Origin of the sequence: Pseudomonas sp. NY15435 (genome assembly GCF_048068295.1) — a bacterium.
Classification (GTDB): Bacteria; Pseudomonadota; Gammaproteobacteria; order Pseudomonadales; family Pseudomonadaceae; genus Pseudomonas.
The window spans coordinates 171,743-188,218 of record NZ_JBLUQA010000013.1; the positions used below are offsets into that span (position 1 = coordinate 171,743).

Here is a 16,476-nt window from a genome sequence, read left to right on the forward strand (position 1 = left end):
CCAGACTGCGATCCATTGCCCCTCTCGACTGCCGCCGTCCGACCCATCACAGCGAACAATCCGCAACGTCGATCAGCATCCCTCACCAGCAAGCCCCTCTAGGCTGACGAGCACCCCCGCAGCACGGACCTTCGCCATGTCGCGCCTGATTCTCGTCGTACTGTTTTGCCTGCCGCTGGCCGTGCTCGCGTGTCCGCCGTGGACGCCCGAACGGGCCACCAGCGAGCTGCACACCCTGCAGACCCAACTCGCGCAGTGGGATGACGCCTACCACCGTGAAGGAAAATCCCCGGTCGCCGACGAACTCTACGACCAGGCACGCGAACGCTTGCAACTGTGGCAAGCCTGTTTCCCGCAAGTGCTGACCATCCCCGCGTCACCGCTGGCCAGTAGCGCCGGGGAAGTCCGTCACCCTGTCGCCCACACCGGGCTCGACAAGCTGCCCGATGCCCAGGCCGTGGGTGAATGGCTGGCCCACCGCAGCGATCTGTGGGTGCAGCCGAAAGTGGATGGCGTGGCCGTGAGCCTTGTCTATCAGGATGGCCAGCTCATCCGGGCGATCAGTCGCGGCGATGGCACCGCAGGCCAGGACTGGACGGCCAACGCCCGGAAGATTGCCGCCATTCCCCCAACGCTACCCGACGCGTCCGGGCGGTTGGTGCTGCAAGGCGAGCTCTACTGGCGCCTGCCGGAGCACGTGCAGGCTCAACAGGGTGGACTGGGCGCGCGCGGCAAGGTCGCGGGGCTGATGGCGCGCAACGAGCTCGGCGATGAAGGGGCGCAGATCGGGTTGTTCGTCTGGGAACTACCGGATGGCCCACTGGAAATGCCCGAACGACTGCAACGCCTGAAGCAACTGGGCTTCAACGATAGCGCCGAGCTGACCGAAGCAGTGACCGACCTGAGCGAAATCGAAACGTGGCGCGAGCGCTGGTATCGCCAGCCGCTGCCCTTCGCCAGCGATGGCATCGTCATCCGCCAGGGCCGGCGGCCGTCGGGTAAGGCCTGGAGCGCACAGGCGCCCGGCTGGGCGGTGGCATGGAAGTATCCGCATCAGCAGGCACTGGCCGAAGTTCGTCGCGTGGCATTCAGGGTCGGCCGCAGCGGGCGGGTGACACCCGTGCTGTATCTGGTTCCTGTGGAGCTGGATGGAAGGACCATCCAGCGCGTCGGCGTTGGCTCGCTCAAGCGTTGGCGCAGCCTGGACATCCGCCCCGGCGATCAGGTCGCTATCGCCCTGGCCGGGCTGACCATCCCGCGCCTGGACGGCGTGGTCTGGCGCTCACCGAACCGGTCCGAGGTCGATGCTCCCACGGACGAGCAGTACGACGCCCTCACCTGCTGGCGGCCTACGGCGGGCTGCGAGGAGCAATTTCTCGCCCGCCTGGAATGGCTCGGCGGCAAGAACGGGCTTGCACTCTCCGGCGTTGGCCCAGGCACCTGGCGGCGCCTGCAGGAGGCTGGACTGCTGAGCGGAATGCTCGGCTGGATGACACTGACACCGGAACAATTGAGCCAGGTTCCCGGCCTGGGCGAGCGCAGCGCTGCCAGTCTCCACCAACAGTTTCAACAGGCTCGCGAGCGCTCGTTTTCTGCCTGGTTGCGCGCTCTGGGCGCACCTTCCACCAAAACCCTTCCAGCGGGAGAAACCTGGGTCGCGCTCGCCGCCCGCAGCGCGCAGCAATGGCAGGAGCAACCCAGCATCGGCAAGGTGCGTGCGGCGCATTGGGTCGCCTTTTTCCAGGCGCCGGAGGTCGCGCAACTGCGCGAGCGGTTGCACGACCTCGGCGTCGCCGGCTTCTGAGTGAATCAGCGCATCTGGAAGGCTTCCTGATGGAAGCGCCCGCTCGGCATGCCCTGGCGACGCAAGTCACGGCGCAGCAGCTCAGCCAGCGCCTGCGGGCCGCAGAACCAGACACTCGGCCAACGCCCCTGCGCACTGGGCTGCAGGCCCAGGTCGGACGCCTGCAGGTAGCCTTCGCTCTCGCTGTAATGCACGCGCAGATCGATACGCGGCAACTTCGCGCACAACTCGCGCAGGCGTCCGGCGTAGATGGCATCGGACGGTGAGCGCACACAGTACAGCAGCGTCACTTCCGGGCAGTCATCCGGCCGCGCCTGCAGTGACTCGAGCCAGGACAGGAACGGCGTGATGCCGATACCGCCAGCGATCCAGACCTGCCGCTCACCCTTGTCGCGGCGGAAATCGAAGCGCCCGTAGGGCCCTTCCACCTTCACCGGATCACCGATTTTCAGGCTGTCCTGAAGGCGCTGGGTGTAGTCCCCTAGCGCCTTGATGCTGAAGCGCACCTCGCCGTTACCCTGGTCGCCACTGGAAAGGGTGAAGGGATGCTGCCCTTCGAGGCGGTCACAGGTGAGGAACGCGAACTGGCCGGCGCGATGCTGCCAGCGCCCCCGCAACTTGCAGGTCACTTCCAGCATGCGTTCGCCGGGGCGCTCAATTGCAACCACGACACCCTCATGGGTGCGCCGGCGACCGATCTGCCCGGTCAGCGACCAGAGTGCGCACAGGCTGCCCACCGCGGCGCAGAGCGCCACCAGCCAGCCGACCGGCTGCGCCCAGTAACCCGCCGGCGCCAGCACCACGCCATGGAAGGCGAGCACCAGGTAAACCACCGCAAGGGTTTTGTGAACGTAACGCCACAGGTGATACGGGAAGCGTTGCCAGAGGGTGATGACCAGCATCGCCGCTAGCAGCCAAGCCGACCACTCGCCCAGGTCCTTGGCCGAACCGCGGAACGCGTCGAGGAAGGTTTCCACCCGCGGCCCCTTGGCCGGCTTGGCGATGAACTCGGCGAGCAGCGGCCCGCCCAGCTCCATCAGGTAATGCAGCAGGCCCAGCACAATGGCCAGGATGCCCGCCCATTTGTGTGCGCGGTACATGCGGTCGAGGCCGTCGAGGGGCTTTTCCAGCCAGACCGGGCGCACGGCCAGCAGCATGATCAGCGACATCAACGCGAAGGATGCGACGCCGGTGAAGAGAATGGCCTGCTTGCGCACGACCCAGATATCCAGCGTTGCCGGTGGGTCGACGAACAACGCCAACCCGAAGGTGGCCGCTACGGCCAAGAGTACGATCCAGATCAGTTTCATGAGTCCTCCTTGGGGCGCCAAAGCAGCGAGCCCAGACGGGAAGCTGAAGGAAACTTCTGAATCATCCCTTAATTTCGAAGGGTCTTTAGGCCGCCATCAGCAATGCCATGACCCATGTCAAATGCATCGTCCTTCGTTATGCTCGGCACATTCCTACAGACCAGTTATTTGCCATGCGCCTGCGAGTGCTTTCCGACCTGCACCACGAATACTTCCCCAACGGCCACCGCGAATTGCCGTATGCCGCTGCGGATGTCGTCGTGCTGGCCGGCGACATTCACGAGCACCTGCAAGGCCTGCACTGGGCGCGCGAGGAGTTCCCGGACAGCGAGATCATCTACGTTGCCGGCAATCATGAGTTCTACCACTCCGATCTGCCCGAGCTGACCCAGGCCATGCGCAATCTGGCCCAGGCGCTGGATATCCATTTCCTCGAGAAGGATGCCGTGGTCCTGGGCGGCGTGCGCTTCCTCGGCACCACGCTGTGGACGGATTTCCAGCTCTATGGCGAGCGCGCATCGGAGCTGGCCTGTGAGCAGGCGCAGTTGCTGATGCCCGACTTCAACACGGTGGATTACTTTACCCAGCCCTTTACACCGGACATGAGTCGCGAGCTGTGTGGCGCCAGCTGCGAATGGCTGGACGCGGAGCTGGCCCACCCCTTCGCGGGCCCGACGGTGGTGGTGACGCACCATGCGCCCAGCGCCCGCTCTATTCCCTCGCACTATGTCGGCGATGCCCTGTCACCTGCCTTCGCCTCGAACCTGGAAGGCCTGGCCGAGCGCTGCGACCTGTGGATTCACGGGCACGTCCATGAGTGCCTTGACTACCGCATCGGCAAGGCGCGGATCATCGCCAACCCAGGCGCCTATCCCGGCGAGGACAGTGGATTCGACCCCTGCCGGGTGATCCAGCTTTAAGGCGACAGCTCGCTGAAGAAACGCCAGATTTCAGCGGGCCCATCCAATTGCGGGTCGACCTGACCGAGCAGACGCGGCGGCCGGTACAACGGCTGCGAGATCAGGTGTCCGCCGCCAAACACCGTCACCAGCTCCACCGCTGGCCCGCCGGAGGCAGCCCAGCGCTGCCGCTGCGTCCACACCGGCCCCGGCTGGGTCAGCTTGTCTACCTGCGGCTCACCGTCCTGGCCATTGCGCCTGGCCAGCGCCAGCGCAGACTCCTCAGCGGAGAGGACGTTGCCGCGATCGCCGAAGCCGAACAGGGTCACCCGGCCGCCCGCGTAGGGATTGATCGGGTCGCGCGTGCCGTTCATCAACAGCGCAGCCTTGGGCTGCTCGGCCGGGCGGCAGGCATTGTTGTCAGGGCTGGGCAGGCTGGCGGCCACGGCGGCGACGCCTTCGACCTTGTCCGGGGCTTCGGCAGCCATGCGCAGGGCCATCTGGCCACCGTTGGAGTAGCCGGTAACGAACACCCGTGCGGGGTCTACTCCGCGCTCGCGTTGCAGGCGTTCGATCATGTCCGAGAGGAAGCCGACATCGTCGATATTCAGACGCCGTGCGCTGTAGGAAGCGACCCGCCGGCAGTCATTCCAGTGCCCCTCGAAACCATCGGGGTAGAGCACCAGGAAGCCGTCGCGATCGGCCAGGGCGTCGAAGCGGTAACCGCTGTCGCGGCGCATGCGCTCACCATTGCTCTGCGAGCTGTGCAGCACCACCAGCAGCGCCGGGTGCTCGGCGAGTTTCTGCGGGACATACAGCACGTAGCTACGCCGCCGCTCGCCCTGGCGCACCGAGGCATCTTCGCTGCTGCCACTCAGCTGCGGCCGCTGCGTGAGCTCGCCGGGCACATACCACCAGCCGCCCACCAGCAGTAGGAGCACCAACAGCGCGATGAGTGCCTGCACGATACGTATCGCCACCCGCATACCGCTTCTCCTTGCCCGCCCGGCGAGCCTTGCGAGTCCCGGCCCTGTCCTGCTGCACCTGTCCTGATGCCGGTGTTCCGAGGCAATTGTCCTGAGGCAGCCTCTGGTCCTCCCGTCCATGGCACACTCTAGCCGTTGACTCCGACGTCATAGTGTTTGGTAACCAAGGAATCCAAAAATGTTCCGAAGCTCTGCCCTGATGGCCGCCGTTCTCGCCTTTGGCTGCGCAACTCCGCTGTTTGCCGCCGAGGCCGCGATGCAACCGCTGACCGGCTGCGCCGCCAAGCGCGCCGCCATCGAAACCCAGCTCGAACAGGCCAAGGCCCAGGGCAACGGCAATCGCGTCGCCGGCCTGCAGACCGCCCTGGAGAAGGTGAAGACTTACTGCACCGACGCCAGCCTCACGCAGGAGCGCAAGCAGAACGTGCTGGATGCCGAGAAGGAAGTCGCCCAGCGCGAGAAGGACCTGCGCAAGGCGATGAACAAGGGCGACGCGGAGAAGATCGAGAAGCGCAAGGACAAGCTGGCCGAGGCCCGCGCCGAACTGGAGCAGGCCAAGCGCGAGCTGGAGGAGTAAAGACCCTGCTTCGCGGATCGCGCTGACTGTAGGAGCGAGCTTGCTCGCGAAGCGCTTTGCAGCAAGGCCTTAGCAGGACCGCAAACGGGCCTGCCATGTTCGCGAGCAAGCTCGCTCCTACGAAAAGCGTCTGTCAGAGCGCGCGGAATTTCTTGTGGCAGGCTTCGCAGGCATCTTCCACCGCAGCGAAGTCCTTGCGCACGCCCTCAGGCGTCGGCACAGCGTTGCGGGTGTTTTCGCCCAGCGCGCGGACGGCCTGCTCGAACGTCTTGGCGTCGGCCTGGAACTCCAGCTGGCGCTGCCAGATTTCCGCCTTGGCGCGGGTGTCGTCGCTTTCCACCTGGTCCGCCGGCGGCTGGGTGGTGGGGAAGTACTGCCAGGGCTTGTCGGCCAGTTCACCGAGCTTGGTCGAGTTCGCACGGAACTTGTCCGCATCGAACGGAATACGGCCGCGCAGCATACCGCCCATGTCCTCGCTGGTCTTGAGCATTTCCTTGAACACCGCCTGGCGCTTGTACTCCGGCGAGTTGGGGTCCTGGCGATGGCAGCCGGCGAGCGCCGTGCCGGCAAGCAGCAGAACGAGCAGGGTCTTCAACTTCATGGGGAACTCTTGTAGGACGGCTGGACACGGAAGCGCCGGATTATCCGCCCCGTTCCCCGAATGATCCAGACCGCGCGCCGGTCGCTGCGGCCATCCGCCGCAGCGCCACGCCGTTCGTTCAGCTGCGGTTCAGGTGGGCTCGGGTCAGGCCGAAACGACGAAGATCGCGATGATCAGCCCCATGCCGAGGAACCACGCCAGCGAGCGCAGCAGCGCCAGGTCGGCGATGTAGAAGATCAGGTAGAGCAGCCGGCTGGTGACCCAGGCGATGGCCAGGCGGTCGATGGTGGCGGGATCGGCGTTGTTCACCAGGTAGGCGATGATCACCGCAGCGGCGAAGGCCGGGGTGACCTCGAAGCTGTTCATCTGGAAGGCGTTGGCGCGCTTGCGGTAGCCCTCCAGGGTGGAGAGGAAGGTGCGCGGGTCGTGGTTCTGCCGGGGGCCGAAGCCGCCGCCGGTGAACTTGGCGATGCTGGTGCCGACGTAGGGCAGGAAGATCGCGATCAGGACGCACCAGAAGGCAATGGGCATGGAGAAAGTCTCGTCGTGGGGAAAGCCCGCAGCTTAGGCCATGGCCGCACGCGGCGTCCTTGACCGGCTTGGCGGCGTGCGCCGTAGCCGGAGCCAATCCTCAGAGCTTCATCACCAGCATGCCCGCCAGTACCAGGCTGCACGCGGCCAGGCGCGGCAGGCCGAAGGGTTCCTTGAGAAAGCGCATGCCGAACAACACCACCAGCAACACGCTGGTTTCACGCAGCGCGGCGGCCTCGGCGATGGAACCCAATTGCATGGCCCAGAGCACCAGCCCGTAGCTGAGCAGCACGCAGAAGCCAACACTCAGGCCCAGCTTCCAGTCATTGATCCAGAACTTGGCGAAGGCCCGCGTCCGGCCAAACAACGCCAGCAACGGAAACGGCAAGCCGGAGAGCAGCGAGAGCCAGACCAGGTAGTCCAGGGGCTTGGGCCAGAGCTTCAGCGCGTTGCCGTCGGTCCAGGTGTAGCTGCCGATGCACAGGCCCATCAGCAGCACGGTGGGATAGGCGATCCAGGGCAGCTTCGAGCCACCGCCGCCCTTGAGCAGGAACAGCATGCCGACCGGGATCAGCAGGATGCCGAGGATCTGCTTGTCGGTCAGATGCTCGCCGCCGAAGTAGAGAGTCAGCGCCAGGACCACCAGCGGCGACAGCCCGCGCATCAGCGGGTAGACCAGCCCCAGGTCGCCGACCTTGTAGGCCTGGATCAGCAGCACGCGGTAGACCAGCTGCAATGACACGGCGGCCAGCAGCCAGGGCCAGACCTCGGCCGGGGGAATCTCGATCCAGGGCAGCAGGACCAGCGCGGCGGCCAGGCCAACCATGTCCATGCAGGCGACCACCAGCAGGCGGTCATTGCTGAATTTGACGAGGGTGTTCCAGGTGGCGTGCAGCAGGGCGGCCAGCAGCACCAGGGTAGTGGCGAGCACGAAAGCGAACTCCTGGTATAGACCAGGAAGATTCTACCCCGAGCCACCCCGTTGCCGGCAAGCACGGCCTGTTTCGGACATTTCCATCTGACTCCTCAGCCGGAACTGGCCTAGACTGGGCCTTTTCACCAGCACGAGCGCCTGCCATGCCACGCCTGTTCAAATTCCTGACCGCTTACATCCTCGTCACTCTGCTCTCGGGTTGTGGCTACAACGCCATGCAGTCCGGCGATGAAGGAGTGAAGGCCGCCTGGTCGGAAGTGCTCAACCAGTACCAGCGCCGCGCAGACCTGATTCCCAACCTGGTCAGCACTGTGAAGGGCTACGCCGCCCACGAAGCCAGCGTGCTGACCCAGGTGACCGAGGCCCGCGCCAAGGTCGGCAGCACCACCCTCAATGCCGACCAGCTCGACGACCCGGAAGCCGTCAAGCGCTTCCAGCAGGCCCAGGGCCAGCTCAGCTCCGCGCTGTCACGCTTGCTGGTGGTCTCGGAAAACTACCCGCAGCTCAAGGCTGACGGCCTGTTCAAGGACCTGCTCACCCAGCTCGAAGGTACCGAGAACCGCATCACTGTCGCCCGGGGCCGCTATGTGAAGGCCGTGCAGGAGTACAACGTGATGATTCGCCAGTTCCCGCAGGTGATCACCGCGAAGATCTTCGGCTACAAACCCAAGGCCAACTTCAGCGTCGAGAACGAAGCCGCGATCTCCACCGCGCCTAAAGTGGACTTCGGCAACGCGCCGGCGCAGCCCGCGCAATGACCCTGCCGCGCTGGCTGCTGGCCGCCCTGCTGCTGTGCTGGGCGGCCGTGCTGCAGGCCGCGCCGGTCGCCATCCCGCCGCTCAGCGCGCGTGTCACCGACCTCACCCAGACCCTCGACGCGGGCCAGCGCACTCAGCTCGAAAGCCAGCTCGCTGGCCTGGAGCAACGCAAGGGCGCGCAGATCGCCGTGCTGCTGATTCCCACCACCGGCGAGGACAGCATCGAGGATTACGCGGTACGCGCTTTCGAGCAGTGGAAGCTGGGCCGCAAAGGTGTGGATGATGGTGTGCTGCTGGTGATCGCCAAGAACGACCGCACGCTGCGCATCGAAGTTGGCTACGGGCTGGAAGGCACCATCACTGACGTGCAGGCCGGACGGATCATTCGCGAACAGATCGTCCCCTTCTTCCAGAAAGGCGACTTCGCAGGCGGCGTCCAGGCCGGCGTGAACAGCCTGGTCGCCCTGATCGAGCCTCCGGCCAACGCTGCCGCACCGGACAGCACCGATGACGAGCTGCCGCGCACCGGCCCGGCCGAGAACTACAGCGACACCTACTCCAACCTCAATGCCGCGGCCAGCGAGGAAATCCCGCCCACGCGCCTGGCGGCGATGTTCGGCCTGCTGATCGGCGTACCGCTGCTGGGCATGCTGCTTCCGGTGTCGTGGATGCGCCAGCGCAGCATGGGCCGTTACCTGCTGTGCAGCGCCGTAGTGGGTGCGGCGGCCTCCGGCGTGCTGCTGCTCAGCGAGGCGAACCCTGCGGCGCTGCAACAGCAGATGATCGGCGCCTTCTCGATCCCGCTGGTGCTGTACATCTTCTTCCTGCCGCCGATGTGGCTGACCATGGGCGTGCTGCAGCTGCTGATGAGCATCCTCAGCTCCATCGGCCGAGGTGGTCGCGGTGGCGGTGGAGGGGGCGGCGGTTTTCGGGGCGGCGGTGGTTCCAGCGGCGGCGGCGGTGCCTCCGGCCGCTGGTAATGACCGCTGAGAATTACAGGGCGGCGACGCCCTGTTCTTCCTCGCGGATCGAGCGCAGCACCTGGCGCTGCAGGTCGATGAACTCAGCGCTGGCGGCCATGTCCTCGTGGCGCGGGCGACCGAGCTTCACGTCGAAGGTGGTCTTGATCCGCCCAGGGCCGAGCCCCATCACCACGATGCGGTCGGACAGGTAGACCGCCTCTTCCACGTCGTGGGTGACGAACATCACCGTCAACCGGTGGGTTTCCCAGATGCGCGTCAGCAGTTCCTGCATCTGGTGGCGGGTCATGGCGTCCAGCGCACCGAAAGGCTCGTCCATCAGCAGGATCTTCGGCCGGTAGGACAGCGCGCGGGCAATCGCCACGCGCTGCTTCATGCCGCCGGACAACTCGTTCGGATAGGCGTCGGCAAACTTCGTCAGCTTCACCAGTTCAAGGTGTTCATCGGCGATCTCGCGGCATTGCGCGCGGGACAGGCCGGCCGCCTTGAGGGCGAACTCGACGTTCTGCCGCGCGGTGAGCCAGGGCAGCAAGGTATAGGACTGGAACACTACGCCGCGGTCCAGACCCGGCCCGGTGATCGGCACGCCGTCGACCTTCACGCTGCCGCTGTCGAATTCCTCCAGGCCAGCGGCGATGGACAACAGCGTGCTCTTGCCGCAACCCGAGGTGCCGACGATGGAAACGAACTCGTTGTCCGCCAACGTCAGGTCGATGTTGCGCAGTACCTCGCGGCGCTCCTTGCCGACCGCGAAACTCTTGTTCAGGCCGGAAATTTCCAAAGTCGCCATCAGCTGCGCCTCCGGTTGTAACGGAACAGGACCTTCTCGCCGGCACGCATGGCCTGGTCGGTGACCAGCCCGAGGAAGCCGAGCAGGAGGATGTAGCCGATGATGGTGTCGGTCTGGAAGAAGCGCTGGGACACGGTGATGCGGTAGCCCAGGCCCGAGGTCGCGGCCACCAGCTCGGCCAGCACCAGCCAGGTCCAGGCCCAGCCAAGGCTGATCCGCAGGGCGTCCCAGATGCCTGGCAGCGCACTGGGCAGGACGATCTTCAGGAGGATGCGGCGATCCGGCATGCCGAGGGTACGACCAAGGCCAACGAAGTCCGCCGGCACGCGCTTGATCGCGTCCATCACCATCAGCACCTGCTGGAAGAAGGTGCCGATCCAGATGATGAGGAATTTCTGGAAGTCGCTGGTGCCCGCCCAGAGGATGGTCAGCGGGACGAAGGCGACCACCGGCATGTAGCGCACGAAGTCCACCAGCGGCTCGGTGGCGGCCTTCCAGAAGCCATAGCAGCCGGCGAACACGCCGATCACGATGGACATCGCCGAGGACACCAGGAAGGCCACGGCAATGCGGTACACACTGACCTTCAGGTCCGACCACAGCGTGCCATCAGCGGCCAGCTTGAGCATGCGCGCCCAGACATCGCCGGGCGCCGGCAGGAATATCTTCGGTACCGCGCCGCTGGCGCCGGCCAGCCACCACAGCAGTGCCAGCAGGACGAACACGGCACCGCCGATGAGCAGGAAATGGCGCTGCGCGATCGGCTTGCCGATGGTGAACAGCGGGTTGGATTTACGGGCTTTCATGTCGGGCTCGTCGAACGGAGAAAGACGCGCGCCGGCTCGGGGCCGGCGCGCGGTAGATCGGCGTATCAGAGGGCTTCGACGAAACGCGCGTCGATGGCCTGCGCCGGGGTGACCGGCTGCTGCAGGATGCCGGCTTCGCTGGCGGCTTTCTGGATGTGCTCGAAGGAACCCTTCTGGAAGGCGCCCTTCAGCTCAGCCTGGTTCTCCTTCACCGAGTAGAAGTGCACGCCGTCGAAGGCGCTGGTCAACTCGGACTCGTCGGCACCCACACCCTTGGCGATGGCAGCACGGCCTTCGGCGCTCTTCTCGTTGTAGTGCTTGAGACCCGCCTCCCAGCTCTTGATCAGCGCCAGCACCTGGCCGGGACGCTCCTTCAGGACTTCGTCGCGCACCACGAACACGTCGCTGATGATGCCCGGGTCATCCGAGCCCTTGTACAGCAGGTTGACCTTGGGGTTCTGCTGCTTGGCGGCGGACAGGTAAGGCTCGTAGGTCACCGCGGCCGGTACCTGGCCGGCGATCAGCGCGCTGCCGGCGTTGGCGGCGGGCATCGGTACCGGCTGCACGTCGGCGATGGTCAGGCCGGCCTTGCGCAGGGCGCTGTGCAGGAGGATGTCGCTGGTGGTGCCTTCTTCGTAGGCGACCTGCTTGCCCTTGAGGTCGGTCAGGGTCTTGATCGACGGATCGACGATCAGCGCATCGGCGCTCGTGCTCTGGTCCAGCAGCAGGACGATCTTCACCGGCAGCCCGGCGGCGACCATGGCCATGGCGGTGTGGGTAGCAAGGTTGCCACCGTCGATCTGGCCGCTGGCCAGGGCGGCGTTCATGTCCTTGTCTTCGGTGAAGTTGACCAGCTCGACCTGCTCCAGGCCATTGGCCTTGAAGGCGCCGGCCTGCTCGGCGACGTACCACTGGCCGTAGCCCAGCCAGGGCTGCATGCCCATCTTGAAGGTGCCGGCCTCGGGCTTGGTGTCGGCCTTGATCGCGGCGGCGTGCGCGGTGCCGGCCAGCAGCAGGCTGGCGCAGGTGGCCACGGCCAGTTGGCGCAGCGCGGATGCGAAGGTGGTGTGCATGGTCTCTCCCCGGTCATTGTTTTGCAGCTGCATTCCTGGCGAATGAAGTACTGCTGGATCGGCGGGGAGCTCGCGTCGGCCCATGCCCGCCGTGGGCGGGCACAGGCTCACATTCAATCGACGCAAATGCAAAGGCTTTCGCCGCGGTTCGGCTTGGCTCCGGGCACGCTGGCAATCACCTGGGCGAATCAGCCGTCAGGGCTGGGGAATGGCGTCGTCCTTGAACTGATCCTTGATGTAGAGGATCTCGGTGCGACCGTGCGGCGCCGGCTGGCCATCCGGACCGATGTTGACGAAGACCATCTTGTCGACCGTGAGGATGCTCTTGCGGGTGATCTTGTTGCGCACTTCGCAGCTCAGGGTGATCGAGGTGCGGCCGAACTCGGTGGCGGTGATGCCCAGCTCGATGATGTCGCCCTGGCGTGCGGAACTGACGAAGTTGATCTCCGAAATGAACTTGGTGACCACACGCTGGTTGCCCAGCTGGACGATGGCGTAGATCGCCGCTTCTTCGTCGATCCACTTCAGAAGACTACCGCCGAACAGGGTGCCGTTCGGGTTGAGGTCTTCAGGCTTGACCCATTTGCGGGTATGGAAATTCATGGAAGCTCCTTCTTGGGAGGTTGCGCCTCGTGAGCGCGATGACGGGGAAAGCCCCGCCGGCTATGCAAGTGTGGACCTGGCCGGCGCCAGAGACCTTGCCATGACTCAGAGCCTATTCAACATCTTGCGAGCAGATGTTCAGCCGAGGCCGGCTTCGGCGCGGTATCGTGCCGCCTCATCCACCAGCCAGTCGCGGAAAGCGCCCAGGGTCGCCGACTCCACCTTGCGTTCGGGAATCATCAGGTAATAGGCATTTTCGCTCAAATAGGCATGTTGCATCGGCACGATCAGCCTGCCGTCGGCCAGCTCCTGCTGGATCAGCATCGGCGGGATCAGCGCGACGCCCATGCCATGCATGGCTGCCTGGGCGAGCATGGAGAATAGCTCGTAGCGGGTACCGCTCATGTCGTGCGCCACGCTCATCCCCAGCGAGCCGAACCACTGGCGCCAGGCATAGGGCCGGGTGGTCTGCTGCATCAGCGGCAGCTCGGCGATCTGCGCGGCAGACAGCTCCCGGTGCCCACCCAGCAGCTCAGGGCTGCACACCGGCACCGGGTTCTCATGCATGAGGAAGTTGGCCACGGTGCCGGACCACACGCCATCGCCGAAGTACAGCGCGGCATCGAACTCGGTGTCGGCAAAGAGGAAAGGCCGCGTGCGGTTGGTCATGTTCACCGTGACCTCCGGATGAAGCCGCTTGAAGTCCTTCAGCCGTGGCAGCAGCCACTGGGTGGCAAAGGTCGGCACCACCGCCAGCTCCAGCGTGCCGCCACCCTGCTGGCCCATCACCGCCAGGGTGTCGCGCTCCACGGCGTCCAGCCGTTGAGCGACGCGACGGCTGTAGTTGAGCCCGGCTTCGGTCAGCTTCACCCCGCGCCGCGAGCGGCGAAACAGCTCGACGCCGAGGAAATCCTCGAGCGTGGCGATCTGCCGGCAGATCGCGCTCTGGGTCAGTGACAGCTCATCCGCGGCCTTGGTGAAGCTCTCGTGGCGGGCGGCGGATTCGAAGGCGACCAGCGCCGCGGTGGTCGGTATCTTGCGTCGCATCGAATGCCTCTTCGGAATATCGTGATGCGCAGAATTCGCCAGGAACACCTGATATAGAGGCAATTCCTATAGAAAAATGCATCAAACCCACAATTACGGAGTGACAAAATAGCACAACAGCGTGCGAATTAGTCGGTTGCTCGGCTTCCCGACGGCTGACTAGGATGGCCCACACCGAGCCCGCCTAGACTTGTGCGGGTCATTCACTGTCTGCGTTCGAGGTTTCTCCATGGCGACCAAAGCAAGCTTCAACTGGGAAGATCCGCTGCTGCTGGATCAGCAACTCACCGAAGAAGAGCGCATGGTGCGTGACAGCGCCCAGCAGTTCGCCCAGGACAAGCTGGCCCCTCGCGTGCTGGAAGCTTTCCGCCATGAGCAGACCGACCCGGCGATCTTCCGCGAGATGGGCGAAACCGGCCTGCTCGGCGCGACCATCCCCGAACAATACGGCGGCAGCGGCCTGAACTACGTGTGCTACGGCCTGATCGCCCGTGAGGTCGAGCGCATCGACTCCGGCTACCGCTCGATGATGAGCGTGCAGTCCTCCCTGGTGATGGTGCCGATCAACGAATTCGGCAACGAAGCCACCAAGCAGAAATACCTGCCGAAACTCGCCAGCGGCGAATACATCGGTTGCTTCGGCCTGACCGAGCCGGACCACGGCTCCGACCCGGGTTCGATGATCACCCGCGCCAAGAAAGTCGACGGCGGCTACCGCCTGACCGGCGCCAAGATGTGGATCACCAACAGCCCGATCGCCGACGTCTTCGTGGTCTGGGCCAAGGATGACGAAGGCCAGATCCGCGGCTTCGTCCTGGAAAAAGGCTGGGAAGGCCTGTCCGCCCCGGCGATCCACGGCAAGGTCGGCCTGCGCGCCTCGATCACCGGCGAGATCGTGATGAACAACGTGTTCTGCCCGGAAGAGAACGCCTTCCCCGATGTGCGCGGCCTGCGTGGCCCGTTCACCTGCCTGAACTCCGCTCGCTACGGCATTTCCTGGGGCGCCCTGGGTGCCGCCGAAGCCTGCTGGCACACCGCTCGCCAGTACACCCTGGATCGCAAGCAGTTCGGCCGCCCGCTGGCCGCCAACCAGCTGATCCAGAAGAAACTGGCCGACATGCAGACCGACATCACCCTCGCCCTGCAAGGCTGCCTGCGCCTGGGCCGCATGAAGGACGAAGGCACCGCCGCCGTCGAAATCACCTCGATCATGAAGCGCAACAGCTGCGGCAAGGCCCTGGACATCGCCCGCCTGGCCCGCGACATGCTCGGCGGCAACGGCATCTCCGACGAGTTCGGCGTCGCCCGCCACCTGGTCAACCTGGAAGTGGTGAACACCTACGAAGGGACCCACGACGTCCACGCGCTGATCCTCGGCCGCGCCCAGACCGGCATCCAGGCGTTCTTCTAAGTAACGCCCCGCGCTGGCCCGCCTCATCGGGAGAGCGAGTCAGCGCACGCTTTACCTCTCGCCCGAGAGGCCCCGGGGAGGACCGTGGAGTCCCCGCACTGCGCCCTCCCCGCCCCTATTCACGTTGCAGGTGATTGCATGTCCGGCGCCCTTTCGCACATCCGTGTCCTCGACCTCTCCCGCGTTCTTGCCGGCCCCTGGGCCGGGCAGATCCTCGCCGACCTCGGCGCGGAAGTGATCAAGATCGAGCGTCCCGGCAGCGGCGACGACACCCGCGCCTGGGGCCCGCCGTTCCTCAAGGACAGCGATGGCCGCAACACCAGCGAAGCGGCGTATTACCTGTCCGCCAACCGCAACAAGAAATCCCTGACCATCGACTTCACCCAGCCCGAAGGCCAGCGCCTGGTGCGCGAACTCGCCGCCAAGGCCGACATCGTGCTGGAGAACTTCAAGGTCGGCGGGCTGAAGGCCTATGGCCTGGACTACGAGTCGCTGAAAGCGCTCAACCCGAAGCTGATCTACTGCTCGATCACCGGCTTCGGCCAGTTCGGCCCCTATGCCAAGCGCGCCGGCTACGACTTCATGATCCAGGGCCTGGGCGGCCTGATGAGCCTGACCGGGCGCTCCGACGCCGAGGAAGGCGCCGGCCCGGTGAAGGTCGGCGTGGCGCTGACCGACATCCTCACCGGCCTGTACTCGTCCACCGCGATCCTTGCCGCCCTCGCCCACCGCGACGTCAGCGGCATCGGCCAGCACATCGACATGGCGCTACTGGACGTGCAGGTCGCCTGCCTGGCCAACCAGACCCTGAACTACCTGACCACCGGCAACCCGCCGCGTCGCCTGGGCAACGCGCACCCGAACATCGTGCCGTACCAGGACTTCCCGACCGCCGATGGCGACCTGATCCTCACCGTTGGCAACGATGGCCAGTTCCGCAAGTTCGCCGAACTGGCGGGCCACCCGGAATGGGCGACCGACGAGCGCTTCGCCACCAACCAGGCGCGCGTGGCGCACCGCGAGGTGCTGATCCCACTGATCCGCCAGGCCACCGTGATGCGCACTACTGCCGAATGGATCGCCGTGCTGGAACAGGCCAGCGTGCCGTGCGGGCCGATCAACGATCTGGCCCAGGTGTTCGCCGATCCGCAGGTGATTGCCCGCGGCCTGCGCGTGGACCTGCCGCACCCGCTGGCCGGCACAGTGCCGCAGGTTGCCAGCCCGATCCGCCTGTCCGAGACGCCGGTGGAATACCGCAACGCCCCGCCGACCCTCGGTCAGCACACGCAGGAAATCCTCGAAGGCGTGCTGGGCCTGGACCAGGCGGCCATTGGCAAACTGCGCGACGGCGGCGTCATCTAAGCCT

The 16,476-nt window shown here is 65.5% G+C and carries 17 protein-coding genes; 7 read left to right on the forward strand and 10 right to left on the reverse strand.

The window, feature by feature from the left end; translation table 11 throughout:
* The first annotated feature begins 136 nt into the window (after positions 1-136).
* Positions 137-1,804, forward strand: a complete 1,668-nt coding sequence (ligB, locus tag ACNFH5_RS25830; RefSeq protein ID WP_416750988.1) for an NAD-dependent DNA ligase LigB — start codon at positions 137-139, stop codon at positions 1,802-1,804.
* Between the two features lie 5 nt (positions 1,805-1,809).
* Here the strand turns inward: ligB and ACNFH5_RS25835 are convergent, their stop codons facing one another.
* Positions 1,810-3,114, reverse strand: coding sequence for a ferric reductase-like transmembrane domain-containing protein (locus tag ACNFH5_RS25835; protein WP_416750990.1), 1,305 nt, complete (start codon positions 3,112-3,114; stop codon positions 1,810-1,812).
* A gap of 173 nt (positions 3,115-3,287) precedes the next feature.
* Between ACNFH5_RS25835 and ACNFH5_RS25840 the strand changes: the two genes are divergently transcribed.
* A complete protein-coding gene (locus tag ACNFH5_RS25840) occupies positions 3,288-4,034 on the forward strand; it encodes a metallophosphoesterase family protein (protein ID WP_416750993.1) in 747 nt (248 codons plus the stop codon).
* Here ACNFH5_RS25840 and ACNFH5_RS25845 read toward each other — a convergent pair.
* Complete coding sequence (locus ACNFH5_RS25845; RefSeq protein ID WP_416750995.1) at positions 4,031-4,999, reverse strand: alpha/beta hydrolase family esterase; 969 nt, start codon at positions 4,997-4,999, stop codon at positions 4,031-4,033. The two genes, ACNFH5_RS25840 and ACNFH5_RS25845, sit on opposite strands and share 4 nt — an antisense overlap.
* 178 nt (positions 5,000-5,177) lie before the next feature.
* Here ACNFH5_RS25845 and ACNFH5_RS25850 point away from each other — a divergent pair, with 178 nt between their 5' ends.
* Positions 5,178-5,576 carry a DUF1090 domain-containing protein gene (locus ACNFH5_RS25850; protein ID WP_416750997.1) on the forward strand — a complete coding sequence of 133 codons (399 nt, stop codon included), beginning with the start codon at positions 5,178-5,180 and terminating at the stop codon, positions 5,574-5,576.
* 133 nt (positions 5,577-5,709) lie between these two features.
* On the opposite strand, the gene ACNFH5_RS25855 is transcribed toward ACNFH5_RS25850, so the two are convergent.
* The 3 genes from ACNFH5_RS25855 to ACNFH5_RS25865 all read right to left on the reverse strand — a co-directional run bounded on the left by ACNFH5_RS25855 (position 5,710) and on the right by ACNFH5_RS25865 (position 7,639).
* Complete coding sequence (locus ACNFH5_RS25855) at positions 5,710-6,177, reverse strand: c-type cytochrome (RefSeq protein ID WP_416750999.1); 468 nt, start codon at positions 6,175-6,177, stop codon at positions 5,710-5,712.
* Between the two features lie 144 nt (positions 6,178-6,321).
* Positions 6,322-6,708: an MAPEG family protein gene (locus tag ACNFH5_RS25860; RefSeq protein ID WP_416751001.1), complete on the reverse strand. Its 387-nt coding sequence runs from the start codon at positions 6,706-6,708 to the stop codon at positions 6,322-6,324.
* A 100-nt stretch (positions 6,709-6,808) separates the two neighbouring features.
* On the reverse strand, positions 6,809-7,639 hold the full coding sequence (locus ACNFH5_RS25865; RefSeq protein ID WP_416751003.1) for an EamA family transporter: 831 nt from the start codon (positions 7,637-7,639) through the stop codon (positions 6,809-6,811).
* A 146-nt stretch (positions 7,640-7,785) separates the two neighbouring features.
* Between ACNFH5_RS25865 and ACNFH5_RS25870 the strand changes: the two genes are divergently transcribed.
* Positions 7,786-8,400 (forward strand): LemA family protein, encoded by a 615-nt coding sequence (locus ACNFH5_RS25870; RefSeq protein WP_416751005.1) that lies wholly within the window; start codon positions 7,786-7,788, stop codon positions 8,398-8,400.
* On the forward strand, positions 8,397-9,380 hold the full coding sequence (locus ACNFH5_RS25875) for a TPM domain-containing protein (RefSeq protein WP_416751007.1): 984 nt from the start codon (positions 8,397-8,399) through the stop codon (positions 9,378-9,380). The genes ACNFH5_RS25870 and ACNFH5_RS25875 overlap by 4 nt, the downstream gene beginning before the upstream one ends.
* Positions 9,381-9,393: 13 nt before the next feature.
* Here the strand turns inward: ACNFH5_RS25875 and ACNFH5_RS25880 are convergent, their stop codons facing one another.
* The 5 genes from ACNFH5_RS25880 to gcvA form a co-directional block, all read right to left on the reverse strand.
* Complete coding sequence (locus ACNFH5_RS25880) at positions 9,394-10,170, reverse strand: ABC transporter ATP-binding protein (protein WP_416751009.1); 777 nt, start codon at positions 10,168-10,170, stop codon at positions 9,394-9,396.
* The gene (locus ACNFH5_RS25885; protein ID WP_184588097.1) at positions 10,170-10,976 is read right to left on the reverse strand and encodes an ABC transporter permease; all 807 of its coding nucleotides are present in this window, start codon (positions 10,974-10,976) and stop codon (positions 10,170-10,172) included. Before ACNFH5_RS25885 ends, ACNFH5_RS25880 begins: the two co-directional genes overlap by 1 nt.
* Positions 10,977-11,041: 65 nt before the next feature.
* Complete coding sequence (locus ACNFH5_RS25890; RefSeq protein ID WP_416751012.1) at positions 11,042-12,049, reverse strand: ABC transporter substrate-binding protein; 1,008 nt, start codon at positions 12,047-12,049, stop codon at positions 11,042-11,044.
* A gap of 195 nt (positions 12,050-12,244) precedes the next feature.
* Positions 12,245-12,652, reverse strand: coding sequence for an acyl-CoA thioesterase (locus tag ACNFH5_RS25895; protein WP_138213907.1), 408 nt, complete (start codon positions 12,650-12,652; stop codon positions 12,245-12,247).
* Positions 12,653-12,790: 138 nt separating this feature from the next.
* Positions 12,791-13,699, reverse strand: coding sequence for a transcriptional regulator GcvA (gene gcvA, locus ACNFH5_RS25900; protein WP_416751014.1), 909 nt, complete (start codon positions 13,697-13,699; stop codon positions 12,791-12,793).
* A gap of 229 nt (positions 13,700-13,928) precedes the next feature.
* Between gcvA and ACNFH5_RS25905 the strand changes: the two genes are divergently transcribed.
* The gene (locus ACNFH5_RS25905; RefSeq protein WP_038803335.1) at positions 13,929-15,110 is read left to right on the forward strand and encodes an acyl-CoA dehydrogenase; all 1,182 of its coding nucleotides are present in this window, start codon (positions 13,929-13,931) and stop codon (positions 15,108-15,110) included.
* Between the two features lie 138 nt (positions 15,111-15,248).
* Positions 15,249-16,472, forward strand: a complete 1,224-nt coding sequence (locus ACNFH5_RS25910) for a CaiB/BaiF CoA transferase family protein (RefSeq protein ID WP_416751017.1) — start codon at positions 15,249-15,251, stop codon at positions 16,470-16,472.
* Positions 16,473-16,476: the final 4 nt, after the last annotated feature.